25 protein-coding genes, 2 tRNA genes and 1 pseudogene are annotated in these 26396 nt (G+C 66.0%); 18 read left to right on the forward strand and 10 right to left on the reverse strand.

Going from position 1 to position 26396, the window contains the following annotated elements; translation table 11 throughout:
- Positions 1-10 precede the first annotated feature (10 nt).
- Positions 11-178, reverse strand: a complete 168-nt coding sequence (locus tag KDK82_RS32625; protein WP_156493767.1) for a hypothetical protein — start codon at positions 176-178, stop codon at positions 11-13.
- A gap of 191 nt (positions 179-369) precedes the next feature.
- The gene (locus KDK82_RS05810; RefSeq protein ID WP_143343394.1) at positions 370-1266 is read right to left on the reverse strand and encodes a hypothetical protein; all 897 of its coding nucleotides are present in this window, start codon (positions 1264-1266) and stop codon (positions 370-372) included.
- 500 nt (positions 1267-1766) lie between these two features.
- Here KDK82_RS05810 and KDK82_RS05815 point away from each other — a divergent pair.
- From KDK82_RS05815 to KDK82_RS05860, 10 genes and pseudogenes are all read left to right on the forward strand, one after another.
- A pseudogene (locus KDK82_RS05815) lies at positions 1767-1997 on the forward strand (isocitrate lyase); the annotation flags it as partial.
- Positions 1998-2305: 308 nt separating this feature from the next.
- Positions 2306-4237 carry a threonine--tRNA ligase gene (gene thrS / locus KDK82_RS05820; RefSeq protein ID WP_013801676.1) on the forward strand — a complete coding sequence of 644 codons (1932 nt, stop codon included), beginning with the start codon at positions 2306-2308 and terminating at the stop codon, positions 4235-4237.
- Between the two features lie 80 nt (positions 4238-4317).
- Positions 4318-4935 carry a translation initiation factor IF-3 gene (gene infC, locus KDK82_RS05825; protein WP_012206414.1) on the forward strand — a complete coding sequence of 206 codons (618 nt, stop codon included), beginning with the start codon at positions 4318-4320 and terminating at the stop codon, positions 4933-4935.
- Positions 4936-5138: 203 nt separating this feature from the next.
- Complete coding sequence (rpmI, locus tag KDK82_RS05830) at positions 5139-5342, forward strand: 50S ribosomal protein L35 (protein ID WP_012206413.1); 204 nt, start codon at positions 5139-5141, stop codon at positions 5340-5342.
- A gap of 26 nt (positions 5343-5368) precedes the next feature.
- Positions 5369-5728: a 50S ribosomal protein L20 gene (gene rplT, locus KDK82_RS05835; protein ID WP_012206412.1), complete on the forward strand. Its 360-nt coding sequence runs from the start codon at positions 5369-5371 to the stop codon at positions 5726-5728.
- 110 nt (positions 5729-5838) lie between these two features.
- Entirely contained in the window at positions 5839-6891 is a 1053-nt protein-coding gene (gene pheS, locus KDK82_RS05840; RefSeq protein ID WP_012206411.1) for a phenylalanine--tRNA ligase subunit alpha, read from the forward strand.
- A gap of 75 nt (positions 6892-6966) precedes the next feature.
- Entirely contained in the window at positions 6967-9414 is a 2448-nt protein-coding gene (gene pheT / locus KDK82_RS05845) for a phenylalanine--tRNA ligase subunit beta (RefSeq protein ID WP_088164238.1), read from the forward strand.
- Between the two features lie 33 nt (positions 9415-9447).
- Complete coding sequence (locus tag KDK82_RS05850) at positions 9448-9780, forward strand: integration host factor subunit alpha (protein ID WP_088164239.1); 333 nt, start codon at positions 9448-9450, stop codon at positions 9778-9780.
- Between the two features lie 188 nt (positions 9781-9968).
- On the forward strand, positions 9969-10379 hold the full coding sequence (locus KDK82_RS05855; protein WP_013801679.1) for a MerR family transcriptional regulator: 411 nt from the start codon (positions 9969-9971) through the stop codon (positions 10377-10379).
- A gap of 30 nt (positions 10380-10409) precedes the next feature.
- Positions 10410-10486: transfer RNA gene (locus KDK82_RS05860), tRNA-Pro, on the forward strand.
- 90 nt (positions 10487-10576) lie between these two features.
- Here the strand turns inward: KDK82_RS05860 and KDK82_RS05865 are convergent.
- Complete coding sequence (locus tag KDK82_RS05865; protein WP_179217855.1) at positions 10577-11476, reverse strand: LysR substrate-binding domain-containing protein; 900 nt, start codon at positions 11474-11476, stop codon at positions 10577-10579.
- A 152-nt stretch (positions 11477-11628) separates the two neighbouring features.
- On the opposite strand from KDK82_RS05865, the gene KDK82_RS05870 reads away from it, so the two are divergent.
- The 4 genes from KDK82_RS05870 to KDK82_RS05885 all read left to right on the forward strand — a co-directional run bounded on the left by KDK82_RS05870 (position 11629) and on the right by KDK82_RS05885 (position 16400).
- Positions 11629-14682: an FAD-binding and (Fe-S)-binding domain-containing protein gene (locus KDK82_RS05870; RefSeq protein ID WP_088164241.1), complete on the forward strand. Its 3054-nt coding sequence runs from the start codon at positions 11629-11631 to the stop codon at positions 14680-14682.
- A gap of 107 nt (positions 14683-14789) precedes the next feature.
- A tRNA-Pro gene (locus KDK82_RS05875) sits at positions 14790-14866 on the forward strand.
- Between the two features lie 230 nt (positions 14867-15096).
- Positions 15097-15447, forward strand: coding sequence for a single-stranded DNA-binding protein (locus tag KDK82_RS05880; protein ID WP_012206405.1), 351 nt, complete (start codon positions 15097-15099; stop codon positions 15445-15447).
- Between the two features lie 134 nt (positions 15448-15581).
- Positions 15582-16400: a MetQ/NlpA family ABC transporter substrate-binding protein gene (locus KDK82_RS05885; protein WP_088164242.1), complete on the forward strand. Its 819-nt coding sequence runs from the start codon at positions 15582-15584 to the stop codon at positions 16398-16400.
- 184 nt (positions 16401-16584) lie between these two features.
- On the opposite strand, the gene KDK82_RS05890 is transcribed toward KDK82_RS05885, so the two are convergent.
- The 6 genes from KDK82_RS05890 to KDK82_RS05915 form a co-directional block, all read right to left on the reverse strand.
- Complete coding sequence (locus KDK82_RS05890) at positions 16585-17310, reverse strand: nitroreductase (protein WP_088164243.1); 726 nt, start codon at positions 17308-17310, stop codon at positions 16585-16587.
- A 4-nt stretch (positions 17311-17314) separates the two neighbouring features.
- Positions 17315-18523 (reverse strand): thiolase family protein, encoded by a 1209-nt coding sequence (locus tag KDK82_RS05895; protein ID WP_088164244.1) that lies wholly within the window; start codon positions 18521-18523, stop codon positions 17315-17317.
- Positions 18520-20016, reverse strand: coding sequence for an AMP-binding protein (locus KDK82_RS05900; RefSeq protein WP_088164245.1), 1497 nt, complete (start codon positions 20014-20016; stop codon positions 18520-18522). The genes KDK82_RS05895 and KDK82_RS05900 overlap by 4 nt, the downstream gene beginning before the upstream one ends.
- Positions 20009-20602: a biotin transporter BioY gene (locus KDK82_RS05905; RefSeq protein WP_088164246.1), complete on the reverse strand. Its 594-nt coding sequence runs from the start codon at positions 20600-20602 to the stop codon at positions 20009-20011. The genes KDK82_RS05900 and KDK82_RS05905 overlap by 8 nt, the downstream gene beginning before the upstream one ends.
- A gap of 70 nt (positions 20603-20672) precedes the next feature.
- On the reverse strand, positions 20673-21266 hold the full coding sequence (locus KDK82_RS05910; RefSeq protein WP_043820550.1) for an energy-coupling factor transporter transmembrane protein EcfT: 594 nt from the start codon (positions 21264-21266) through the stop codon (positions 20673-20675).
- A gap of 17 nt (positions 21267-21283) precedes the next feature.
- Entirely contained in the window at positions 21284-22024 is a 741-nt protein-coding gene (locus KDK82_RS05915) for an energy-coupling factor ABC transporter ATP-binding protein (protein ID WP_088164247.1), read from the reverse strand.
- A 386-nt stretch (positions 22025-22410) separates the two neighbouring features.
- On the opposite strand from KDK82_RS05915, the gene KDK82_RS05920 reads away from it, so the two are divergent.
- From KDK82_RS05920 to KDK82_RS05935, 4 genes are all read left to right on the forward strand, one after another.
- Complete coding sequence (locus KDK82_RS05920; RefSeq protein ID WP_088164248.1) at positions 22411-23292, forward strand: methionine ABC transporter ATP-binding protein; 882 nt, start codon at positions 22411-22413, stop codon at positions 23290-23292.
- Between the two features lie 68 nt (positions 23293-23360).
- Entirely contained in the window at positions 23361-24026 is a 666-nt protein-coding gene (locus tag KDK82_RS05925; RefSeq protein ID WP_012206396.1) for a methionine ABC transporter permease, read from the forward strand.
- Positions 24027-24088: 62 nt separating this feature from the next.
- Positions 24089-24919 (forward strand): MetQ/NlpA family ABC transporter substrate-binding protein, encoded by an 831-nt coding sequence (locus tag KDK82_RS05930; protein WP_013801689.1) that lies wholly within the window; start codon positions 24089-24091, stop codon positions 24917-24919.
- Between the two features lie 106 nt (positions 24920-25025).
- Positions 25026-25574 (forward strand): NADPH-dependent FMN reductase, encoded by a 549-nt coding sequence (locus KDK82_RS05935; protein WP_088164249.1) that lies wholly within the window; start codon positions 25026-25028, stop codon positions 25572-25574.
- A gap of 91 nt (positions 25575-25665) precedes the next feature.
- Here the strand turns inward: KDK82_RS05935 and KDK82_RS05940 are convergent, their stop codons facing one another.
- Positions 25666-26154 carry a hypothetical protein gene (locus KDK82_RS05940; RefSeq protein WP_088164250.1) on the reverse strand — a complete coding sequence of 163 codons (489 nt, stop codon included), beginning with the start codon at positions 26152-26154 and terminating at the stop codon, positions 25666-25668.
- Between the last annotated feature and the right edge of the window lie 242 nt (positions 26155-26396).

The raw sequence follows: 26396 nt of genomic DNA on the forward strand, positions 1-26396 counted from the left end.
GGTAGGGGGTTCATTGCCCCGTCGCTTCGGCGGGACTGTCTGAGGCCAGTGGCTGGGGCGCCTGCATCAGCCGGGGCATGCTCCGGGCCTCGACCCGAGCACGGGCGCGTTCGCTGTCCAGGGTCTCCAGGCCTTGCTCCGATGCCAGCACGCTGGATTCCTGCGATGTTTCGTTCACCGCCCGTTGTGCGGCCTGCGCTGTGTATGGGTGCTCTGCGGGTGCCTGCTCGGAGGCAAGCAGTCCGGATGGCTGGGCAAAGGCCGCTGGGCTGGCGCAAACCCCGATGAACAGGATTAGCGCCGCGATGGCCTGGGATGGCATGCAATGCATGGAAATCTTTCTGCAGCGCTGTGGCGCCGTTGTGTGGGCTAGAACCGGCGTAGGGGGCTGCGCTGTGGCTTGCGGCGCAGGGCCGCCATGCGTGCCATGCCGGCCAGTGCCAGCAGCGCTCCCAGCGTGGCGGTCCACGCAATGGAAAGGGAAGGAACGCGCCGTATGTCGCTGCCGCCGCTGCCGCCGCTGCCGCCGCCCTGGTCCTGTCCCTGCGCATCGAACTGGAACCAGCGGAACAGATTGCCGCTGGCCTGGGACTGGAACTGGTCCGGCTTGCCAAAGGCCAATACCTCGCTCGTGGCCCGGTTGTCGGCCACATCTACGAACTGCACGCTTTGCTGGGCCGTGGCCGACAGCTGTGCCGCCGTCCCTGCGGCCGAGCTGCGCAGCCTGAGCAACCGGCCCTGTGCGCCCTGCAGCGTGAGCTGGCCCAGCACCGTCGTGCTCTGGCCTGCCGCCAGCTCCAGGGTCTTGCCCGTGCCGCTGGTCACGGACAGGTGGTTGAACACCGTGCCACCGCTCACGCGCGATATGCTGTGCGCGCAGCTGTCCATGATGGACACGGTGGAACCCCCGGCATCGAAGCTGCCGCTGCGCACAAAATCCCCGGACAGCGCCACCTGCGCCGTTCCGGCCTGCAGCCCGCCTGCAGCTCCAATGTTCAGAGTGGCGATGCCGTTCAATGTCGATGCCGATGCTGCGGCCGATCCGTTCACATGCAGGTCCGCGCAGCCCAGCCTCACCGTGGCATCTCCGAAGTCCACGCGTGAGCCTGCTCCCACCTGCAGCTGCGCAGCCTGCGCAAGCGGTGAAAGACACAGCAGGCTGCAGCACAGCAGCTGCCGCAACTGCTGCGCCGGCCGCATCGGCCCTAGTCGCGTGAAGAAATCCGTCTGTCCCACCTGGCTCCCCATGTGTCTCATCTGATGCATCTGCCTGCGCAGCTCCAAAGAGAGGTGCGATGCCCTCAAAACCTGAAGCATCGGCGCGGCCCATTAGAGCGATGCAGTGCCGTTTGTGCTATCACTGAGATTGGGTATTTTTCAAAGGAGGGGGCATCTGTGCAGAACCTGCACAGATGCAGGCCGCACGATGGCGTTGTGGCGCAGCCTGTGCGTTACTAGACTGCGGGCATCATGGGATGCAGCGGCAAAAGTGATGGAAACAAGTTGGAGACCCAGTGTCTAAAAAAACTGCCTAAAATTTAGGCAGAAGTGGCGCACCCCGGACGCGATCACCTGCCCATCGTATGGGGTTGGGAGGGGCGTGGGAGCTGGGCTGCCCCACTATCGGCAGGGCAAGGGTGCAGCAGTCGCTCAACCGGCAACGGGCCACCTTGGCGGCTTGGGGCATTGTTGGGTGGGTGTGAAGAGCAGACACGAAAAATGGAAAAACCCGTTGAAAATCTGCTACTTACAGTATTGCTGGAAGGTTCAACACGTTCAAGTTTGCCCACGCCTACGCCAACGGCGAAGGCATGAAGCACTACGTGAACATGGTGCAGGAGCCCGAATTCGCAGCCCGCGAGCAAGGCTACACCTTCGTGTCGCACCAGCAGGAAGTGGGCGCAGGCTACTTCGACGACGTGACCACGGTGATCCAGGGCGGCTCGTCCAGCGTGAAGGCGCTGACCGGCTCCACGGAAGAGGAGCAATTCCACTGAAGCGCGGCTTCGGTGAGTGCAACTTCAGGTAGATAGGGGTGAGAAAGCGTCCGGGGCCTTGTGCTTCGGGCGCTTTTTCTTTGCTGGGGTTAAAATGGCGGAAGTTTTCAATTGACAACAACTGACAAGGGCGAGAAAGGCATCATGGTTATGACACCGCGAACTACATCGGAGATGTACACCGGCCGCTAGCGGCTGGCGGTTCGCGCCTGCACGAGATTCACTCGACCCCAAGAAAGCGCGGACCTGGCTCCGCGCTTTTTGCTTTTGGGGGATGCGCGCCCCCTGAGAAATATTTTAGGAATCCCATGATCCACATTACGCTTCCCGATGGTTCGCAACGTGAGTACCCCGGCCCGGTCACCGTGGCCGAAGTGGCCGCATCCATAGGCACGGGCCTTGCCAAGGCTGCACTGGCTGGCAAGGTTGGCACGGGCGACGACGCCAAGGTGGTGGATACCAGCTTCGTCATCGACAAGGACATGCCCTTGTCCATCGTGACGGCCAAGGACGCCGATGGCCTGGAGGTGATCCGCCATTCCACGGCCCACTTGCTGGCCTATGCCGTCAAGGAACTGTTCCCGGAGGCCCAGGTCACCATCGGTCCCGTGATCGAGAACGGCTTCTACTACGACTTCTCGTACAAGCGCCCCTTCACGCCCGAGGACCTGGTCGCCATCGAAAAGCGCATGGCCGAACTGGCCGCCAAGGACGAGCCCGTGGTGCGCCGCGTGCTGCCGCGCGACGAGGCCGTTGCGTACTTCAAGGGCATCGGCGAGAACTACAAGGCCGAGATCATCGCCAGCATTCCCTCCAATGAGGATGTGAGCCTGTACCGCGAAGGCAGCTTCGAGGATCTGTGCCGCGGCCCGCACGTGCCCAGCACTGGCAAGCTCAAGTTCTTCAAGCTGATGAAGGTGGCTGGCGCCTACTGGCGTGGCGACCATCGCAACGAGATGCTGCAGCGCGTGTACGGCACGGCCTGGGCATCGAAGGACGACCTGCAGCAGTACCTGCACATGCTGGAGGAGGCTGAAAAGCGCGACCACCGCAAGCTGGGCCGCGAACTGGATCTGTTCCACATCGACGAGCATTCGCCGGGCACCGTGTTCTGGCACCCGAAGGGCTGGTCCCTGTGGCAAGAGGTCGAGCAGTACATGCGCCGCGTGTACCGCGACAACGGCTACCAGGAAGTCAAGGGTCCGCAGATCCTGGACAAGACCCTGTGGGAGAAGACGGGTCACTGGGACAAGTACCGCGAGAACATGTTCACGACCGAGTCGGAAAAGCGCGACTACGCGCTCAAGCCGATGAACTGCCCCGGCCACATCCTGATCTTCAAGCAAGGCATCAAGAGCTACCGCGACCTGCCGCTGCGCTACGGCGAATTCGGCCAGTGCCACCGCAACGAGCCCACGGGCGGCCTGCACGGCATCATGCGCGTGCGCGGCTTCACGCAGGATGACGGCCACGTCTTTTGCACGGAAGACCAGATCCAGCCCGAAGTGCTGGCCTTCACCACGCTGCTGCAAAAGGTCTACGCGGACTTCGGCTTCAGCGACATCATCTACAAGGTCGCCACGCGCCCCGAGGCGCGCATTGGCTCTGATGAAAGCTGGGACAAGGCAGAAGCTGCGCTGATCAACAGCCTGGAGGCTTCGGGCTGCGAGTACGTGATCTCGCCCGGCGATGGCGCGTTCTACGGCCCCAAGATCGAGTACACGCTCAAGGACGCCATCGGCCGCCAGTGGCAGTGCGGAACCATCCAGGTGGATTTCTCCATGCCCGAGCGCCTGGATGCGGAGTACGTGGGCGAGGATGGCGACCGCCACCGCCCCGTGATGCTGCACCGTGCCATCGTCGGCAGCCTGGAGCGTTTCATCGGCATTCTCATCGAGCAGCACGCTGGCGCCATGCCGACGTGGCTGGCTCCCGTGCAGGCCGCCGTGCTCAATATCACCGACGCGCAGGCGGACTATGTGCGGGAAGTCGCACAAAAGCTGCAAAAAGCATTTCCGAATCAAGGCCTTAGGGTGGCGACAGATCTGCGCAACGAAAAGATTACGTATAAAATACGGGAGCATTCGTTGCAAAAGCTGCCTTACATCCTTGTTGCTGGCGACAAGGAGAAGGCCGCTGGTGCAGTGGCAGTGCGCGCACGGGGCAACAAGGACCTCGGTGTGATGTCGGTCGATGCGTTCATTGAACTCGTGGCCAAGGACATCGCGGCGAAGGCCTGATGGAGCATCTCCAAAGGCGGTAGCCGCTTGCGTGTACTGCACACAAGCGGCTACGTTGTTGTAGCAACTTAAATCCAAGGGTGAGAACCATAGCTACTGAATTTCGTGATCGGCGCCACCGTGAAGAGCGCAAGCATCGTCTCAACCGTGAAATCATGGCGCCTGAAGTGCGTCTGTCCGGCCCGGAGAACGAGCCGCTGGGCATCGTGCCTCTGCAGGAAGCGCTGCGCATGGCGGGCGAGCTGGACGTGGACCTGGTGGAAATTGCCGCCACTGCCACTCCACCTGTCTGCCGGTTGATGGACTATGGCAAGTTCAAGTACCTTGAACAGAAGAAGGCTGCCGAAGCCAAGGCCAAGCAGACCGTCATCGAAATCAAGGAAGTGAAATTCCGCCCTGGTACCGACGACGGCGACTACAACATTAAGCTGCGCAACATCCGCCGTTTCCTGGCCGATGGTGACAAGTGCAAGATCACGCTGCGGTTCCGCGGCCGTGAAATCACGCACCAGCAGATTGGTCTGGACCTGCTGAACCGTCTGCGTGACGATCTGGCGGATTCCATCCAGGTGGAGCAGTTCCCCAAGCTGGAAGGCCGTCAGATGGTGATGATGATCGCCCCTGCGCGCAAGAAGCCTACCGCTGGCGGCAAGCCGGCAGAAGTTTCTGCTGCACCTGCGGTGGCTGATAAGGCATAATCGCGGTTTCGCCCTTCGTTGAGGGGCGACAGAATTTGCAGGCCGTGCGCGAGTTGATTGCGCGGGGCGTGCGATGCAAGGGACATGGTTTCCATGTCCCTTGTTCTTGCCGGCCTCCGGGCTGGCACAGAAGTGTCTCGGGGCCAGCAAGTGCGCGCAGTGTTGCGAGCCGCCTCACGAGCACAAACAACAGGAGCATTCAAATGCCCAAAATGAAGACCAAGAGCAGCGCGAAGAAGCGTTTTCGCGTTCGTCCCGGTGGCACCGTCAAGCGCGGTCAAGCCTTCAAGCGTCACATCTTGACCAAGAAGACCACCAAGAACAAGCGTCACCTGCGTGGTGCAGTGTCTGTGCATGAGACCAACATGGGCTCTATCGCACAAATGCTGCCGATGGCTGGCCTGTAATTCACTGACGAACAAGGAGAAAACACATGCCTCGCGTCAAACGTGGTGTAACGGCCCGCGCCCGTCACAAAAAAGTTCTGGCCCTTTCCAAGGGTTTCCGCGGCCGCCGCGGCAATGTCTTCCGCATCGCCAAGCAGGCGGTGATGAAGGCTGGGCAATATGCCTACCGTGACCGCCGTGCCAAGAAGCGCGTGTTCCGCCGTCTGTGGATCGCCCGTATCAACGCCGCTGCACGTGAACTGGGCCTGACCTACAGCCAGTTCGCCAACGGCCTGAAGAAGGCAGCCATCGAGATCGACCGCAAGATGCTGGCCGATATCGCGGTGCACGACAAGGCTGCGTTTAGCAGCATCGTTGATCAAGTCAAGGCCAAGCTGGCTGCTTGAGATAACGGTCTGCGGCCATCCTCGTGATGGTCTGCAGCGCAAACAGCAAGGGCTAGGGCTTGAAAAGGCTGCTAGCCCTTGTTTCTTTTCACAGTCGATAAAGAGTCGATATGAACGAGTTGGATTCTCTGGTCGAGAGCGCGCAGCAGCTGTTCGCGCAGGCACAAACCCCCGCTGATCTGGAAAACGCCAAGGCGCAGTTTCTGGGCAAGTCGGGCAAGGTGACCGAGCTCATGAAGGGCATGGCGCAGCTTTCCGTCGAAGAGAAGAAGTCGCGCGGAGCCGCCATCAACGTGGCCAAGCAAGGCATCGAGGCCGCGCTGACCGCGCGCCGCAAGGCCCTGGCCGATGCCGAACTGCAGGCCCACCTGAAGGCCGAGGTGCTGGATGTGACCTTGCCGGGCCGCCGCCGTGGCCAGGGTGGCCTGCACCCCGTGTCGCTGACGCTGGAGCGCATCGAGGGCATCTTCGGCTCCATGGGCTTCGATGTGGCCGAGGGCCCCGAGATCGAGTCCGACTGGTTCAACTTCACGGCGCTGAACACGCCGGAAGACCATCCCGCCCGTTCCATGCACGACACCTTCTATGTGGAAGGCGGCACGGAACAGGCTCCCAATCTGCTGCGCACGCACACCAGCCCCATGCAGGTGCGCCACGCCGTGCAGCACGTCAAGAAATACCGTGAGCGGCTGGACGCCGGCCAGGGCATGCCCGAGATCCGCGTGATCGCGCCGGGCCGCACCTACCGTGTGGACAGCGATGCCACGCACTCGCCCATGTTCCACCAGTGCGAAGGCCTGTGGATTGGCGAGAACGTCAGCTTCAAGGACCTGAAGGTGGTCTTCACCGACTTCTGCAAGACCTTCTTCGAGAGCGACGACCTGGTGCTGCGCTTTCGCCCCAGCTTCTTCCCCTTCACCGAGCCCAGCGCCGAGATAGACATCCAGTTCCAGAGCGGTCCGTTGGCCGGCCGCTGGCTGGAAGTGGCCGGCTCCGGCCAGGTGCACCCCAACGTGGTGCGCAACATGGGGCTGGACCCCGAAAAGTACATCGGCTTTGCCTTTGGCATGGGGCCTGACCGCCTGACCATGCTGCGCTATGGCGTCAACGATCTGCGACTGTTTTTTGACGGCGATATCCGCTTCCTGTCGCAATTCCGTTGATCCGGCTGCAAGCCTTCGCCAAAGAGTCCGCCAGCGCCACGGCGCGCGGACTGAACCAACGCCAAAGAGTCTGATATGCAATTTCCCGAATCCTGGCTGCGCGAGTTCTGCAATCCGCCGCTGACCACCCAAGAACTGGCCGACACCCTGACCATGGCCGGCCTGGAGGTGGAGGAGCTGGAGCCCGTGGCGCCGCCATTCACCAAGATCGTCGTCGGTGAGATCAAGGCTGCCGAGCAGCATCCCAATGCCGATCGCCTGCGCGTGTGCCAGGTCGATGTGGGCGGACCCGAGCTGCTGACCATCGTCTGCGGCGCGCCCAACGCGCGCGTGGGCATCCGCGTGCCCTGCGCCACGGTGGGCGCGGAGCTGCCGCCCGGTGAAGATGGCAAGCCTTTCCTGATCAAGATCGGCAAGCTGCGCGGTGTGGAGAGCTTCGGCATGCTGTGCTCGGCACGCGAGCTCAAGCTGTCCGAGGACCATGGCGGCCTGATGGAGCTGCCGCTGGACGCGCCCCTGGGCCAGAACATCCGCGAGTACCTGAACCTGGATGACACGCTGCTCACGCTCAAGCTCACGCCCAATCTGGCGCATTGCCTGAGCGTCTACGGCGTGGCGCGCGAAGTGGCTGCGCTGACCGGCGCGCCGCTCAAGCCCCAGTCGTTCACGCCTGCCGCCGTGGGCGTGCAGGACAAGCTGGCCGTGAAGATCGAGGCGCCCGACCTGTGCGGCCGCTTCTCGGGCCGCGTGGTGCGCAATGTCAACACCCAGGCGAAGACGCCGCAGTGGATGGTCGATCGCCTGGCGCGCTGCGGCCAGCGCAGCGTGGCGCCGCTGGTGGACATCTCCAACTATGTGATGTTCGAGCTGGGCCGTCCTTCGCACATCTTCGACCTGGACAAGATCCACGGCGGCCTGCAGGTGCGCTGGGGCAAGGAAGGCGAGCAGCTCAAGCTGCTCAACGGCAACACCGTCACCGTGGATGGACAGGTGGGCGTGATCGCCGATGACCGCGAAGTCGAGTCGCTGGCCGGCATCATGGGCGGCGACGCCACGGCCGTGTCCGACGACACGCGCCACATCTACATCGAGGCCGCATTCTGGTGGCCCAAGTCGATTGCCGGCCGTTCGCGCCGCTACAACTTCTCCACCGATGCGGGCCACCGCTTCGAGCGGGGTGTCGATCCCGAACTGACGGTCGAGCACATCGAGCGCATCACCGAGCTGGTGCTGCAGATCTGCGGCACGCCCGAGACCGTCTGCGGCCCCATTGACGACCAGAAGTCCAACATGCCCCAGTCCAAGCCCGTCACGCTGCGCGTGGCGCGTGCGGCCAAGGTCATCGGCATGCCGCTCACGCAGCAGCAGTGCCACGATGCGCTGGCCGGCCTGGGCCTGCCGGTGGAGCAGGGCGATGGCGTGCTCACCGTCACGCCGCCCAGCTTCCGCTTCGACATCAACATCGAGGAAGACCTGATCGAGGAAGTGGCGCGCATGGTGGGTTACGAGAACCTGCCCACGACCAAGCCGCTGGCGCCCATTGCGCCCAAGCTGCGCGCCGAAAACCGCCGCAGCCAGTTCGCCGTGCGCCGCGCGCTGGCCGATCTGGGCTACCAGGAAACCATCAACTTCAGCTTTGTGGAAGCCGCGTGGGAGAAGGATCTGGCCGGCAACGCCAATCCCATCCAGCTGCTCAACCCCATCGCAAGCCAGCTCAGCGTGATGCGCTCCAGCCTCATCGGCTCGCTCATGCAGGTGCTCAAGTTCAATGCCGACCGCAAGGCCGAGCGCGTGCGCGTGTTCGAGCTGGGCCGTGTCTTCCTCAAGGATGACAGCGTTGTTGACAGCGACACCACGGTCAAGGGCTTCTACCAGCCCATGCGCGTGGCGGGCCTGGCCTGGGGTGCTGGAGAGCAGCTGCAATGGGGCCGCGCCGAAGCCAAGGTGGACTTCTACGACGTCAAGGGCGATGTCGAGGCGCTGCTGGCGCCGCGCAAGCCCGTGTTCGAGCCGGCCGAGCATCCGGCCATGCACCCGGGCCGCTGCGCGCGCGTGCTGCTCGATGGCCAGTCCATCGGCTTCATCGGCGAGCTGCATCCCCAGTGGCGCCAGCAATGGGATCTGGCCCAGGCGCCTGTGCTGTTCGAGCTGGAGCTCGATGCCGTGCTGGCGCGCGAGGTGCCGGTGTTCAAGCCCGTGGCCAAGCACCAGGCCGTGGAGCGCGACATTGCCGTGGTCGTGAACGAAAAGACCACGCATGCCCAGCTCATGCAGGCGGTGGAGGCTGCCCAGACCGGCGGCCTGCTGCGCTCCGCCGTGCTGTTCGATGTGTTCCGTCCCAAGGCGCTCAAGGCCGGCGAGACAGCGGCACCGGGCGCGCTGGCGCAAGACGAAAAGAGCCTGGCCGTGCGCCTGACGCTGGGCCATGACGACAGCTCGCTGACCGATGTGCAGATCGAACAGGCCGTGCAGGCCGTGCTCGAGCAGCTGCAGCAACGCCTGGGCGCGCGCCTGCGCGCCTGATGGAAGGCCCATGCCGTGAAAGGAGATCCCGTGATGGAACTGACGGTGGAAAGTCTTGATTCGCCCGCGCTGACCAAGGCGCAGCTGGCGGACCTGCTGTTCGACGAGATCGGCCTGAACAAGCGCGAATCCAAGGAAATGGTGGATGCGTTCTTCGAGCTGATCTCGCAAAGCCTGGTGACGGGCGAGGATGTGAAGCTGTCGGGCTTCGGCAACTTCCAGATCCGCACCAAGGCGCCGCGTCCGGGGCGCAACCCGCGCACGGGCGAGGCCATTCCGATCGAGGCACGCCGCGTCGTGACCTTCCATGCGAGCAGCAAGCTCAAGGAGCAGATCCAGGAAGGCACGACGGGCTCCACGTCCTGAAGGGTCGTCCCCGGGGCCCGGCTTGCCGTGGCCCAGCTGTCGTCAGCCTGTCTGCCTTGCGGTGGATGGGCTGTTTTTATGACAGGGTGCTGGCCTGCAAGCGAGCTGTGCAGTAGGCTCGGCTTTCTTCCCGGATCGGCGTCCGCGCACCAGCGGCATTGCACATCCTGACCTCATCCACATTTGCCATGGCTTCACTTCTGCCCCAGATTCCCGCCAAGCGCTACTTCACCATCGGTGAGGTCGCGGATCTGTGCGACGTCAAGCCGCATGTGCTGCGCTATTGGGAGCAGGAGTTCACGCAGCTGCGTCCCATGAAGCGGCGCGGCAACCGCCGCTACTACCAGCACCACGAAGTGCTGATGATCCGGCGCATCCGTGAGCTGCTGTACGAACAGGGCTTCACCATCAACGGCGCGCGCAACCGCCTGCGCGAAGCCTCGGGGTCTGCCGTGGTTCCCGCGCTGCAGGCAGGTGTCGTGGTGTCGGCGCCGGCTGCCGCGCCGCTGCTCGGTGGCGATGCCGCGGCCAGCGTTCCGCTGGAGCCGGAGGCCGTGCGCGAGGAGCTTTTGCAGATTCGTGCGCTGCTTTCTATTTGAGAGCAAAAAGCTGTATATAATTGAATTCTTCGGCGTGTAGCGCAGCCTGGTAGCGCACTTGCATGGGGTGCAAGGGGTCGCGAGTTCGAATCCCGCCACGCCGACCATAAATGAATACGGACCACAGCTTCTGGCTGTGGTCCGTTTTTCTTTGTGCCGTCGCCAACCGCTGAAGGGGAGCGGCCGTTGCGCAGGAATCAACCCTGAGCGCAGGTCTCAAGCAGCCATTGCCGGAAGGCTGCCAGCGCCGGCAGTGTCGCGTTCCTCTCGGGATAGACCAGGTAGTAGCTGCGCTGGCTGGGGATGGCGTCTCCCACCACGTGCAGCTCACCGCGCGCCATCTCCTCTTCCACCAGTACCCGTGGCACCAGGCCCACGCCCATGCCTGCCAGCACTGCCTGTATCAGGTGCGAGGTCAGCTCGAAGCTCGGCCCTATCCGCATCTGCCGGTGATCGAGCCGATAGTGCGTGAACCACTCGCTCCAGGCCTGCCGGTTACTGGCCACCGTGAGCAGCACCTGTTGGCCCGCCCAGTCCGGCGAGGCTGCTGCCTGCCCGGCCTGGGCAAGCGCCTGCGGACTGGTCACTGCCACCAGAAACTCGTGGTACAGGCGATGCGCTGTCAGCCCGGGCCAGTCTCCCGTGCCCACGGTGATGGCGGCGTCTATCTCTGCGCTGTCGAAATCGATATCGCCGATGCGCGAGTGGATGTGCATCGTCACCCCGGGCTGCGCCTGGTAGAAGCCATGCAGGTGCGGCAGCAGCCATTTGGAGCCGAAGGTGGGCAGGGTGGCCAGGTTGAGGGTGCCACCGCCGGACTGGCGTGACATGGCCTGCAGGGTGGCGCTGCGTATGCGGCCCAGCGCGGCGCCCAGGTCGATGAAGTAGCGGCGCCCCACGTCGGTCAGGCGCACCGTGCGCCCCTCGCGGCGGAACAGGCTGATGCCCAGCTGCGCCTCCAGTGTCTGCACCTGCCGGCTGATGGCGCTCTGGCTGAGCGACAGCTCCTCGGCCGCACGCGCATAGCTTTCGTGGCGCGCGGCTGCCTCGAAGACCAGCAGCAAGGACATGGAGGGCGTCAGGCGTCGGTAATTCATGAGTTTTATGCAGTGTTTACGGCAGCAATTTTCGTTTGTTCCAGAGGAAGAGTGTAGAGATACTTGCGGCCATGGTCGGCCTGAAATCGTGTATTGCATGCATGGGTTTCCTGGGCTGATCGCCTGCAACAAAACTCCCCACCTTGCCTTCCATGTCGATTGCCCCACTGCCCCACGCCGGCGCCCCCGTGCCTGCTCATTACCTTGAGTTTCTTGAAGCGCTGAAGGCCGCCGGCTTCGAGGGCGACGTGGACACGGACCATGCCAGCCGCACCGTGCTGGCCACGGACAACTCCATCTACCAGCGCATGCCGCAGGCGGCCATCTACCCGCGTCACGCCGAGGATGTGGCCAGGGCGGCGCAGGTGCTGGCGCGGCCTGAGTTCCGCGATGTGGTGCTGACACCGCGCGGCGGCGGCACAGGCACGAATGGCCAGTCGCTCACGCATGGCGTGACCATGGACTTGTCGCGGCACATGAACGGCATCCTCGAAATCAATGCCGAGCAGCGCTGGGTGCGCGTGCAGGCCGGTGTGGTCAAGGACCAGCTCAACGCCGCGCTCAAGCCGCACGGACTGTTCTTTGCCCCCGAGCTGTCCACCTCCAACCGCGCCACCATCGGCGGGATGATCAACACCGATGCCAGCGGGCAGGGCAGCTGCACCTATGGCAAGACGCGCGACCACGTGCTGGCGCTGGACTTCGTGCTGCTCGGTGGCGAGCGCCTGCACAGCGCGCCGCTGGATGCCGAGGCGCTGGAGCGCATGTGCGCCGATTCGGGCCGCATCGGCAAGGTGCACCGCACGGCGCGGCGCATCAGCGAGGACCAGGCGGAGTTGATCGAGGCCAGATTCCCCAAGCTCAACCGCTGCCTCACCGGCTATGACCTGGCCCATCTGCGCGAAGGCGACGGGCACTTCAACCTCAACAGTGTGCTGTGCGGCGCCGAAGGCTCGCTGGGCTTCGTGGTGGAGGCGAAGCTCAACGTGCTGCCCATTCCCCGCTATTCGGTGCTGGTCAACGTGCGCTATGCGGGCTTCATGGATGCGCTGCGCGATGCGCGCGCGCTGATGGCGCACCGGCCGCTGTCCATCGAGACGGTGGACTCCAAGGTGCTGCTGCTGGCCATGAAGGACTTCGTCTGGAACAGCGTGGCCGAGTACTTCCCGCAGGACGGGCAGCGCCCCACGCTGGGCATCAACCTGGTGGAATTCAGCGGCGACGATCCGCAGGAGGTCGATGGCCGCGTGCAGGCTTTCCTCGCGCACCTGGGCGCCGACGCCTCGGTGGAGCGGCTGGGCCACACGCTGGCGGCCGGCAATGCGGCGGTGCACCGCGTCTATGCCATGCGCAAGCGCGCCGTGGGCCTGCTGGGCAACGTGGCTGGCGAGGCGCGGCCCCAGCCCTTTGTCGAAGACACGGCCGTGCCGTCCGAGAACCTGCCCGAGTTCATTGCCGAGTTCCGCGCGCTGCTGGACAGCCACGGCCTGCAGTACGGCATGTTCGGCCACGTCGATGCCGGCGTGCTGCATGTGCGCCCCATCCTGGACATGAAGAACCCCGTGGACGCCGCCCTGGTGCGCCCCATCTCCGACGCGGTGGCCGAACTCACGCAGCGCCATGGCGGCCTGCTGTGGGGCGAGCACGGCAAGGGCCTGCGCTCCGAATATGTGCCGGCCTTCTTCGGCGAGCTGTATCCCTCGCTGCAGCAGCTCAAGGCCGCCTTCGACCCGCACAACCAGCTCAACCCCGGCAAGATCGTCACGCCGCCGGCCAGCAAGACCTTGCTGCTCAAGGTGGACGGCGTCACCACGCGCGGCGAGCTGGACCGGCAGATCGACGAGCGCGTATGGCAAAGCTATGGCGCGGCCATGCACTGCAACGGCAATGGCGCCTGCTACAACTTCGACCCGGACGACGCCATGTGCCCGTCCTGGAAGGCCACGCGCCAGCGCGTGCATTCGCCCAAGGGCCGGGCCTCGCTGATGCGCGAATGGCTGCGCCTGCAGGGGCAGGCCGGCGTGAACGTGCTGGAGGTTGCGCAGCGGCCCCAGCCCTTTCTGTCCAGCCTGGCCGCGCGCTGGCGCAACAGCCGCGCGGCGCGCCGCGGCGAGGCCGATTTCTCGCACGAGGTCTATGACGCCATGGCCGGCTGCCTGGCCTGCAAGTCCTGCGCCGGGCAGTGTCCCGTCAAGGTCAACGTGCCCGAATTCCGCTCGCGCTTTCTGGAGCTGTACCACCGCCGCTACCTGCGGCCCGTGCGCGACTACCTGATCGGCTCGCTGGAGTTCACCATGCCGTGGCTGGCGCGCATGCCCGCGCTCTACAACGGGGTGATGGGCTCGCCATGGATGCGCGATGTGCTCAGCCGTCGCATCGGCATGGTCGATGGCCCGCTGCTGAGCCGGCTGGACCTGGCAGCCACCTTGCGGCAATGGAAGGTGCGCGCGGCCGATGCGCAGGCGCTGGCCGCGCTCACGCCCGAGCAGCGCGCGCGCAGCGTGGTCATCGTGCAGGACAGCTTTACCCGCTACTTCGAGACCGGCCAGCTGCAGGTGCTGATCGAGCTGGCTGCGCGCCTGGGATTCCAGGTCTGGCTGGCGCCGCTGCTGCCCAATGGCAAGCCGCTGCATGTGCAGGGATTCATGGGCGCCTTTGCCAGGGCCGCCATCCGCAATGCCGCGCAGCTGGCGCAACTGGCGCAGTCCGGCGTTGCGCTGGTGGGGCTGGACCCGGCCATGACGCTGGCCTATCGGCAGGAATACCTCAAGGTGCCGGGCATGGGCGAGGTGCCGAAGGTCGCGCTGCCCCAGGAGTGGCTGCTGCAGGTGCTGCCCGAGGCAGTGACCAGCGTGGCCAGCGTGGCCTACCGGCTGCTGCCGCACTGCACTGAAAAGACCAATGCGCCCGACAGCGGCAAGCAGTGGACGCAGCTTTTCGAGCGACGGGGGCTGCGGCTGAGCGTGGAGGCCACGGGCTGCTGCGGCATGTCGGGCACCTACGGGCATGAGGCGCGCAACCTCGAAACCTCCAAGACCATCTACGCCCAGTCATGGGAGAAACAGATCGAGAGCAAGCAGAACCTGGGCGAGCCGCTGGCCACCGGCTACTCCTGCCGCAGCCAGGTCAAGCGACTGTCTGCACGCCAGGTGCGCCATCCGTTGGAGGCCTTGCTGGACCACGTGCGCGCTACGCATCAGGGGTGAGAAGATGCGTGGGCTGATCGTCGCCATTTCAGGAATTTGCAGACATTTTTGAAAAATCTCTGCGTTTTCCCTGAAGGCCTGTTTTTAGTCCCTATAATTCAATGCTTCGGCGTGTAGCGCAGCCTGGTAGCGCACTTGCATGGGGTGCAAGGGGTCGCGAGTTCGAATCCCGCCACGCCGACCAAAACGCAAAGCTCCTGACGGAAACGTCAGGAGCTTTTTGCTTTGTGCGTTCGTTTTTTTGCGCGTTCGATTTTGCGCGCGATGGCGCCTTGCCGCGAAGAGCAAGGGCAAGGACAAGTGCAGCTTCGCCAGGCAGGTCCATCACGGATGGCGAGGGCAGCCAGCGCATGAAAAGTCCATGCACCGCGAAGATGCGCGTCCCGGTCTGGGCACGTAAAACCTGCACCTACAATGGCGTCTTTTGTAACTGACGATTTCTTCCTGGTCTCGCACATGATGGATGGACTGATTACCGGCAGACTCACCGGTACGCCCGAACACCGCAGCGACCGCAATCGGCGCCCCTTCATGGTGGCCCGCGTGCGTTCCGAGGCATCCGATGGCACCTCCATCCCGGTCAACGTGGTTGCATTCGATGCCCAGGCCTGCGAGGTGCTGCGCAATCTGATCGAAGGCGATGCCGTGGCGCTGCGTGGCAGCTTCACGCCCAAGGTCTGGATAGACCGCCAGGAACAACCCCACCCTGTGCTGGACGTCGTGGCCCACCAGGTGATGGCAACGCCCGAGTTCCAGGACCGCTGACGCCCGCGCTGCGGCGCCGGTTGTGAGCTACTGAAAAAACTGTCTAGCCGCAGTGTGCCGGTACGGCCGCCGCGCGCTGTGTTGGCGCTACAGTGTGCGCCTGTGTTTTTGACAGGTTACAAGGAACCGCATCCATGCCCACCAAGCGCCATTTCCTCCGCCGCACGCTCACGGCCGCCGCGATTGCCAGCACCGCCGCCATGACCCTGCTGGCCTTGCCCGCGCAGGCGCAGGACAAGCCCATCAAGGTCGGCGTCACGGCCGGCCCGCACGCCCAGATCATGGAACAGGTCAAAAAGGTCGCCGAGAAGAACGGCCTGAAGATCCAGATCGTGGAATTCGGCGACTACGTGCAGCCCAATGCCGCGCTGTCTGCCGGTGACCTGGACGCCAACAGCTACCAGCACCGCCCCTACCTCGACGCCCAGGTGCGCGACCGCGGCTACAAGATCGGCTGGGTGGCCGACACGGTGAATTTCCCCATCGGCATCTATTCCAAGAAGATCAAGCAGCTGGCCGACCTGCCCCAGGGCGCCAAGTTCGGCATCCCCAACGACCCCACCAACGGTGGCCGCGTGCTGCTGCTGCTGCAGGCCCAGGGCCTGATCAAGCTCAAGGAAAGCGCGGGCCTGAAGGCCACGCCGCTGGACGTGGTCTCCAACCCCAAGAAGCTGCGCTTCGTGGAGCTGGACGCAGCCCAGCTGCCACGCTCGCTGGATGACCTGGACGCCTCGGCCATCAACACCAACTTCGCGATCTCGGCGGGCCTGAACCCCAAGACCGATGCCATTGCGCAGGAAAACGCCAAGAACCCCTATGTGAACATCCTGGTCGCGCGCGATGCCGACAAGGGCAAGCCCTGGGTGGCGCAGCTGATCAAGGCCTACCACTCCGATGAAGTGCGCCAGTTCATTGATGTGCAGTTCAAGGGATCGGTGATCCCTGCGTTTTGATAGGAAGCACCCCCTGAGCGGCTGACGCCGCTTCCCCCTCTCTCGCTTCGCGGGAGGGGGACGACACCCTCGCTTCGGGGCGGCCCTTGCTCGGTGTCCCTCGCTTTGGGTTGCGCCGGTTTCGGTCGCCGTATTCAGTGCTAGCGAGGGCTGAATTGCAAAAGCTGCCATTGGCAGCTTTTTTTCATTCTCCCAGTACCCTGAAGTATTCGGTCAGCGGTGCGCGGGTGGTCTGGGTGCGGTTGACGGGGGCGGCCTCGTCGGGCCAGCCCAGGGCCAGGCCGCAGACGATGTGCTCGCCGGGCGGCAGGTCGAGCACGCGGCGCACGGTGTCGGGGTAGGAGGCCAGGGCGCCGATGGCGCAGCTGCCCAGGCCCTGGGCGGCTGCGGCCATTTGCAGGCCGTACAGGGTCATGCCCAGGTCCATGTAGCCGCCTGCGCCGAAGCGGGCGTCAATGCTCACGACCAGGGCCACGGGCGCATCGAAGAAGCGGTAGTTGCGGCCGAACTGCGCGTCGCGCCCTGCGCGGTCCTCGCGGGCCACGCCCAGGGCGCTGTACAGGGCCTGGGCCGACGCCACCTGCCGCTTGCGCAGCGCCATGGGCATGGGGCGGGGGAAGTAGCCGTAGTCCTCGCGCTCAGGTGCTCCGCCTTGCCAGTCTGCCAGCAGCGCCTGTGTGAGTGCGCCGCGCAGGCTGCCGCGCACCTGGATGAACTGGCCGGGCTGCAGGTTGCCGCCGCTGGGCGCGCGGCGGCCCGATTGCAGCAACTGGTGCAGCAGCGCATCCGGCACGGGATCGGGCCGGTAGGCGCGCACGGAGCGGCGCGCGTGCACCAGGGCCTCATGCGCATCGCCAAAGGGAAGAGTGTCGGGCGGTGGGTTGGCGGACATAGGAAATGCGGAGTCCATGGATTCAAAGCGCCTGCACCAGGCAGGCTGCGCCTATGCCGCCCGCACCGGCAATGGCGGCCAGGCCCAGGGCCGGCCTGTGGGCTGCTGGCGTGCGGTGCAGGTCTGAGAGCATGCGCACCAGCGCAACCGCGCCCGATGCGCCTATGGGATGGCCGCGCGCCAGGCCACCGCCGCCGGTGTTGAGCTGCTGCAGTGGCAGGCCCAGGGTTTCGGCAAAGGCCAGGGCCTGCACGGCGAAGGCATCGTGCAGCTCCACAGCCTGGAGCTCTGCCGCAATCAGGCAAGGCAGCTGCAGCGCTGCGGCTGCACGCTCCAGCACCTGCTGGGCCGCCAGTGCGGCGGCGACCAGCGGTGTTTCAGGTGCATGGCCCAGCGAGGCACTGGCCACCCAGCGGGCGCGTGGCTGCAGGCCCAGGCGTGCACAGGCCTGCGGCGTGGCCAGCAGCACCAGGGCGGCGCCATCGGCCTTGGGCGAGATGGTGGGTGTGCTCAGCGCATGGCGCTGGCGCGTCTGGGCGTCAACGGCGCCGCCCGCTTCGGCCACCACGGGCATGCGGGCAACGCGGGCCGGATTCAGGGCGCGCGGATAGGCGTCGTGGTCCAGCCCGGCCAGGGGCACGATCTCTTGGGTCAGCCGGTCGCGGTGCGCGAGCGCCAGCGCGTGGCTGTGGATGGCATGGGCCTCCTGAACGGCGCGGGTGATGCCATGGGCCAGCGCATGGTCGGCGGCCGATTGCAGCAGGTCCGGGTCACGTGCGGGGTCGGGGGCGAAGGCGGGGCGTTCAAAGGGCACGGGCAGCTCGCCTGCATGGCGCGGGCGCGTCTGGCGGATGGGGGCACGGCTCCAGGCCTCGGCACCACCGGCCACCACAATGCTGGCCTGGCCCGACATCAGCAGGCCCGCAGCCAGGGCCACGCTGTCCAGGCCCGAGCAGCACTGGGTATCCACGCTGTGGGCCGCGCAGCGCTCCGGCAGGCCCGCAGCCAGGGCCAGCATGCGGGCCGGGTTGCCGCCTGCGCCCAGGGCGTTGCCTAAGACCACGGCATCCACGGCATCCACGGCCCGGGCAGGCAGGCCGGCCCGGGCCAGCAAGGCCTGGAGCACGGGCGCGCCCAGCTCGTGCGCGGCAAGCTCGCGCAGCGCACCGCCCACGGGGGCGACGGGGCTGCGCGCCCAGGCCAGGATGACGGGGGCGTCTTGCGGGTTCATGGCAGGGGCAGCAGCGCGGGTTCGCCGGGCAGTGCCTGGCCAGTGGCCGTGGCCGCCAGAGCGCGCGCCAGCCGGCCATGGTCGGTCTTGCCGCTGGCGGTCTGCGGCCAGTCGGTGCAGATCCACCATTGGCGCGGCAGCTTGTAGCTTTCCAGCCGCTCGCGCAGCCAGGCCGCCAGCGCCTGTGCGGAGCCTGCGGGCGCGGCGCCGTGCCATTGCACGACGGCGTGCACCTGCATGCCACGCAGGGCATCGGGCAGGCCTTGGATGGAGACCTGGGCCACGCCCGGGTGCGCGGCCAGCAGGGTCTCGACTTCTTCGGGGAACAGGTTCTTGCCCTGGGTGACGAGCATGCGGCTCTGGCGCCCGGCCAGGCACAGCTGGCCGCCGGCATCGATATGGCCCATGTCGCGCACGGACAGCCACTCGCCGTCGCGCAGCGCGGCCGTGCCGTCGCGCGCCTCGCCTACATAGTCCATGAACAGCATGGGGCTGCGCATGTAGATCAGGCCGTCCTCTCCCGGCTGCAGGGGCTGGTCGCCGGGCTGCTGCGTGGCCGGGCGGATCTGCAACTGCACATTGCTGAAGGGCCGGCCCACGGCCTGTGGCGGGGCCTGTTCGTCGGCCTCCATCCAGGCGATGAAGCTGGCCTCCGAGGCACCGTAGAACTCGATGATGCGTGCGCGCGGAAACAGCGCGCGCAGGGCCGGGGTCTGGGCGCGCATCCAGCGCGCGCCGCTGATCATGATCAGCTCCACCTCGGGGATGGGCGCCAGCGCGCGGTGTGCGGCCCATTGCAGCATCAGCAGCAACTGGCTGGGTACGGCGACCAGGCAGGGGGCTTCGCCGCGCGCCAGCGAGGCCAGGCAGCGCGCTGCCGAGAACCGCTCCTGCACCACGGCGCCTTCGCCGCACCACAGGCCCTGCATCACGCCGAACAGGAACAGCGAATGCGAGATGCGCCCGGGCGCCATGGTCCGCTGCGCGGCCACGGCGCCGAAGTCCTCGAGGCAGACGCGAAAGCTCTCTGTCCACGAACGGTGATGGCGCATGAAGCCCTTGGGCAGTCCGGTGCTGCCCGAGGTGAAGCCGGTATAGAAGGCGCCGGTGGCGGTGGCCTCGGCCAGAGCGCTGGGCGCCGTGGGAAGCCAGCCCTCGATGCGGCTGCGCACGGCCTCGGGCCAATCGGGGTCGGCCACGGCGGCGCAGCGGCCGCTGTGCAGGATGGCGAGGAATTCGACGATGGCATCCACGGTGCTGGCGCTGCCGCCCGTGTCCACCAGCAGCATCTCTGGCGCCTGGCCGGCCACCAGCGCGGCCGAGCGCTGCAGCACGGCGGCATGCAGCGCGGCAAAGCTCCATTGGCCCGCCTCGCTTTGCAGCGCCATCGCGTCGGGGCGCTGCCGGGCCCAATGCTCCAGCGGGCCATGGACCAGGGTCCACGGGTGCTGCAGCGGCGCGGCCAGCGGGTGGGGCGCGAGCGGCTCAACCATGCTGGCGGCCTCCGAAGGGCCAGTCCGGCATGCCGCGCGCCACCGTGTGCACCACCAGGGCGCACAGCACGCACTTGATCAGATCGCCGGGCACGAACAGCAAGGTGGCCATGAAGGCCTGCGACAGGCTGAGCTTGGCCATCAGCATGAGGCCCAGCACGCCAAAGGCATGCAGCGCCACCAGCCCGCCCAGCGCCGAGGCTGCAAAGGCGCTGAACGCCGTGCGCCGGGGAGACCCTTGGGGCAGCGCACGCATGACCAGGCCGGCAATGCAGGCCGCCAGCGGGTAGCCCAGCAGGTAGCCGGCCGAGGGTGCCATGAAGACGGCAATGCCGCCGCGCCCGCCCGACAGCAGGGGCAGGCCCACGGCTACGGCCGCGAGGAACAGCAGCATGGACTGCATGCCGCGCCAGGGGCCGAGCATCACGCCGGCCAGCATTACGCCCAGCGACTGGATGGTGATGGGCACGCCCAGCGGCAGGTCGATCTTGGGAATCAGGCCCATGACCGCCATCAGCGCCGCAAACAGCGAGACCTGGGCCATGGAGCGCGCAGAGGCGCGTGAGACGGTGGAGGGGGCGGTCATGGACGGTTCTCGGAAGGTTCTCGCAAGGCTCTTGCGTATGGATCGGTCGGGAAATGGGGCAGGGCAGGCCTCAGCGGCCCAGGCGCGCCCACAGCGCGTCGGACACGCGGCGCGTGGCCTGCAGCATGTGGATGGTCAGCGGCGCAATCAGGCGCAGGCCGCCGGCGCGGCCCGTGCGCAGCCGGTGGGCATCGTCCATGCGCTTCCACTGCACGAAGAAATGCTCGGTGAAACGCAGCATCAATGCCAGCTGCAGGGCCACCTGTTCGGGGGAGATGCCGATGCGCTCCAGCGGCGCCAGCAACCGCTCCAGCACATCGACCAGATCGCTGGGGCGTGTGCTCACGGTCAGCGCCATGCCCAGCGTGGAGGCGCAGACCAGGCGCAGCGCGCTGGCGGCGGCCAGGGCGTAGTGCTGCATCCACACATGGAAGGCAGCGACCAGCAGGGCGGCCACGGTGACCGACAGCATGAGCCGCCGTGCGCCCTCGGTGGCGCGGCCCAGCGACAGCCACAGCAGGCCGCAGGCGGCGCCGGCCAGGGCCAGCAGCCACGGTGAATCGATGAGGAACAGGCCCGTTCCCAGCAGCGCCATGAGCAGCAGCTTGCGGCCCGCGCTCCAGGCATGGAGCCAGCTGGTGTATTCGCTGTAGAGGCTTCCCATGGCGGCCGGCTCCTGCGTCAGTCCTGCGCTTGCAGCCGCCGGGCCACGTCGGCTTCATAGGCCGCGCAGACCTCATGGCCGGGGCCGTCTGCGCGCACTTTGCCGCGCTCCAGCCAGAGCACGCGGCCAAAGCTGCGCACGTGGTCCAGCACATGGGTGGAGACCAGCACCTGCTGCTCGGCGGCCGCGATGTCCCGGGCCAGCCGCGCCTGGCCCGGCAGGTCCAGGCTGGCGAAGGGCTCGTCCAGCAGCAGCACGCGCGGCGCGGCAATGAGCAGGGCCAGCCAGCACACCTGCTGGCGCTGGCCCTGGCTGAGCCCGGCCACGGCGCGCGGAGCCCAGTCGGCCAGGCCCCGGCTGGCCAGCAGGGCGCGGGCGCGCTCCGTGGCCTCGCGCCGCGAGATGCCCGAAGGGCGCAGACCCAGGGCCAGCTCTTCCTCCACGGTGGGGAAGATGATCTGGTCGTCGGGGTTCTGGAACATCAGCCCGACCTGGCCCGGGCGCTGTGCACGGGCCTCGTGCAGTTCGGTGCCGTCCAGCAGCACGCGCCCGGCCTCGGGCGCATCCAGGCCGCACAGCAGGCGGAACAGGCTGGTCTTGCCGGCGCCGTTGTCGCCTATGAGGCCCACGCGCGGCTCGTCCAGCCGCAGGTCGAGGCCGTCAAAGACTGTTGTGATGCCGCGCCGCAGGCGCACGGCTTCCACGCGCAGGCTGGCGGTGCTGGCAGGGCGGTCGGCAGTTCGGGAGGATTCGGGCATGGCAAAGGAAAGCGGGCACTTACCTGTAATGCACGCAACCGCAAGGGATCTTGCCGTTGTACAGGCCTGTCGGGGGCGGATTCTAGCAATGCCGTCCAGGCTGTACATCAAGGCTTGAAAGACGGCAATCGATATAAGCACCGTATTTTTTATTCTTTTGTTTGAACAACGTTTTGCAACACACTCGTTAGAACACTAATGACGGCAGATCCTGGGGATTCGCCTGTGCTTGGCGACGACGCAAGACAACGCATGCCGATCGGCTTGCAACTGCGTCCAACTGCGCAGCACAGGGCCCGGAAATTGCGCGCCATTGCCTGGAGATGGCGGTGCAAAGGCTGCCGTTGCCGATCCCAGGACCGTTTTCACTGCCGAACCGAGACTCCATGACCGTCCAGACCGCCCATTTGGCCCCGGAAAACGCGCTGATCCGCCTGCGCGACCTGCAAAAGAAATTTGTAACAGCCGATGGCAAGCACTTCGATGCCGTGCGTTCGGTATCGCTGGACATCGGCCAGGGCACGGTCTTCGGCCTGATCGGCAAGAGTGGTGCGGGCAAGTCCACGCTGCTGCGCCTGATCAACCTGCTCGAGCGTCCCGACAGCGGCGAGGTGGTGGTGGCAGGCCAGCGCCTGACCGACCTGGGCCGCCGCGCGCTGCGCGAGGCGCGCCAGAACATCGGCATGATCTTTCAGCAGTTCAACCTGCTGCAGAACGCCACCGTGTTCGAGAACGTGGCCTTTCCGCTGCGCATCCACGGCGGCCATTCGCGTGCCCAGATCGAGCAGCGCGTGCGCGAGTGCCTGGACATCGTCGGCCTGACCGACAAGTCGGCCAGCCATCCTGCCCAGCTGTCGGGCGGCCAGAAGCAGCGCGTGGCGATTGCGCGCGCCCTGGCCCCGCGCCCGCAGGTGCTGCTGTGCGACGAGCCCACCTCGGCGCTGGACAGCGAGACCACGCGCTCCATCCTGGCCACGCTGGCCGACATCAACAGCCGCCTGGGCGTGACCATCGTCATCGTCACGCACGAGCTGGCCGTGGTCGATGCGCTGTGCAGCGAGGTGGCCATCATCGAGCAGGGCCAGGTGGCCGAACGCTTCACGCTGCCCGCCCTGCCGCAGGGCCGTGCCTACGAGGCGCCGCAGCGCGCCACGCTGCTGGGCAGCGAACTCGAGGCCCTGCGCGTGGAGCGCGCCGACAAGGCCCTGCGCGAGCGCGGCGCCACCCGCCCCGTGGTGCTGCGCGCCGTGGGCGGCTCCGAGCACTGATGGGGCTTTCGCCCCTTCCCGCTTTTCGCCTCTTCCCGTTTTCCCCTTCTTTTCGATTCCGCATTCCCATGTCTGAAAACATCGTCGAAATCCTGCCCGAGCTGTGGCTGGCCATGGGCCAGACCCTTTTGATGCTGGGCATCGGCCTGTCGGCCGCCGTGCTCATTGGCGGCCCGCTGGGCGTGCTGCTGTTCCTGCTGGGTCCCGGCCAGTCGCTGGACAACCGCCCGGCCTTCGCCGTGCTGAACTGGACGGTCAACACCGTGCGGTCCTTCCCCTTCATCATCTTGCTGGTCGCGCTGGTGCCCTTCACGCGCTGGCTGGCCGGCACCTCCATCGGCCCGCTGGCTGCGGCCGTGCCGCTGTCCGTGGCGGCTATTCCCTACCTGGCACGCCTGGTGGACCAGTGCCTGCGCGATGTGCCGCGCGGCGTGATCGAGGCCGCGCACGCCATGGGCGCATCGGAACTGCAGATCGTCTGGCGCGTGCTCATCGTCGAGGCGCGTTCGGGCCTGGTGCTGGCGCTGACCGTGCTGGCCGTGAGCTTTCTGTCGTACTCGGCCATTGCCGGCGTGGTGGGCGGCGGCGGCATTGGCGATCTGGCCATCCGCTACGGCTACTACCGCTTCCAGACCGATGTGATGGTGCTCACCGTGACCATCCTCGTGGCCATGGTCCAGGTCATCCAGTTCGTGGGCAACACGGCGGCCCGCCGCCTGGACAAGCGCGGCTGAGCGCGCTGTCCGGACCCGCTTTCTTCTTTCTTCCCGCTCTCTCCCAAAAAAAGGATTCCGACATGACCGCATCCCTTTCCTTCGTGCGCCGCCATCTGCTGGCCTCGGCCGCCGCCCTTGCCGCTGCCAGCGTGCTGGCGCTGCCCGCCCACGCCCAGGCCGACAAGAAGCAGCTGGTGATCGGCGGCACGGCAGGCTCCAACATCGACCAGCTCAAGCAGGGCATCGTGCCGCTGCTGCAAAAGAAGGGCTACCAGGTCAAGCTGGTGGAGTTCAACGACTACGTGCAGCCCAACCTGGCGCTGGCCCAGGGCTCGCTGGACGCCAACTTCTTCCAGCACCGTGTCTACCTGCAGAAGTTCGCGGCCGACCAGAAGCTGGACCTGGTGGAGCTGGTGCAAGGCCCCATCGCCCCCCTGGGCGTGTATTCCAAGACCCGCAAGACCCTGGCCGAGGCCAAGGAGGGCGACCGCGTGACCCTGCCCAACGACCCGAGCAACCTGGCGCGTGCCCTGGTGCTGCTGGAGCAGGCCGGGCTGATCAAGGCCAAGCCCGGCATCGATCCGCTGCGCGTGTCTGAAAAGGACCTGGCCGAGAATCCGCGCAAGCTCAAGTTCATCCCGCTGGAAGCCGCACAGCTGCCGCGTTCGCTGGGCGACACCGAGTACGCCATCATCAACGGAAACTTCGCCATCTCCTCGGGCCTGAAGCTGACCGAGGCCGTCTCGCTGGAAAAGACCCCCGACCACTATCTGAACGTGGTGGCCATCAAGAAGAAGGACCAGGGCACGGCATGGGCCAAGGACCTGGCCGAGGTCTACCGCTCCGCCGAATTCAAGGCCGTGGTGGACAGCAAGTTCCAGGGCTACGCCAAGCCCTCCTTCCTACAGTGAGCCTGCTGAACGCGGCCACATAATGGCTGCTTGCGGGAGGTGCCCCTCCCGCCTCTTTCCCGCCTCTTTCCCGCCCGTTTCCCGCCATTTCCTCCAGGAGCAATGCATGAGCCAGATCAAGGTCGCTGTCATCGTGGGCAGCCTGCGCAAGGATTCCTTCAACCGCAAATTCGCCGACGCCATTGCGCGCCTGGCGCCCGAAGGCCTGGTCTTCGAGCAGGTCGCCATCGACAGCCTGCCCCTGTACAACCAGGACCATGACGGCAATGAGGTGGACGTGGTCAAGCAGTTCCGCGCCCAGATCCAGACGGCCCAGGCCGTGCTGTTCCTGACGCCCGAGTACAACCGCTCGATTCCCGGCGTGCTCAAGAATGCGCTGGACCAGGGCTCGCGCCCCTACGGCAAGAGCGTCTGGGCCGGCAAGCCCGCTGCCGTGGCCGGCGTCTCCGTGGGTGCCATCGGCACGGCGCTGGCGCAGCAGCACCTGCGCAATGTGCTGGCCTACCTCGACATGCCCACGCTGGCCCAGCCCGAAATCTTCATCCAGGCCAAGGACGGCCTGTTTGCCGAAGACGGCTCCATCGGCGCCGGCAGCCGCGACTTCGTGAGCGGCTTTGTGCAAAAGTTCGCTGCCTGGGCGCGCAAGCACCAGTGAGCGGTGCGGCGAGGCCGCTCAAGACACAAAAAAGCCCGGCAATGCCGGGCTTTTGCGTTGCGGCTCCTGTGGGCGCAGAGGTCAGGAAGCGTCAAGAGGCGGGAGAAGTGTTGGCAATCGCCGCAGCAGGGCGTGCGGCGGACGATGCCTTCTCGCGCGCCTGGGCCTGGTCGATGGCGTCGATGATCACCACGCCCGTCGACTTGACGCCGGGCGCCGAAAAGCCGGCACCGGGCGTCACGCCGGGATGGGCCAGCAGCTTGCGCGTCATTTCCTGGTTCAGCTGCTGCTGGCTGGGCTTGGCGGGGGGGGGCGTGGCGGCAGGCTGCTCGGGCTCCTCGGGCGCAGGTGTCTCGTCGGTGTTGCGCACATAGCTGCGGTACACGCGCGAATTGAGCTGCTCCTGGTCCTGCTCGCGCTGGTACTGCATGAACTGGTAGACGCCGATGCCCAGCACGGTAATGGCCAGCAGGGACACGGCAATCACCGTGATCACCAGGTTTTCATCGGACGGCGGGCGGACATGGACATGGACAGGGCCGCGGGGCCGGGCATGGGGACGGTGGCTTGTGGCTGGCATGGATGGAAGGCAGTGAATGCAGTAAGGCTGCCTGGATATCGGCAGGTCCGCCGTCTTTCTGAAATACAGACGGTTCGTGTCGGACAAAGCCGCGAATAGGGCGGTGATGGTTCAGCCTACCAGCTTCATGTGTCTGCGAAAGCCCATCGCGCATTGCTTTTTTCAAAGGAGGTGCAGAGGCGGATACCTCTTTTATTCGCCACAGTCCATTGGGAGCATTCCGGACGGCCCGGCACGTCCGC

The organism is Delftia sp. K82, assembly GCF_002193035.1.
Classification (GTDB): domain Bacteria; phylum Pseudomonadota; class Gammaproteobacteria; order Burkholderiales; family Burkholderiaceae_C; genus Comamonas; species Comamonas acidovorans.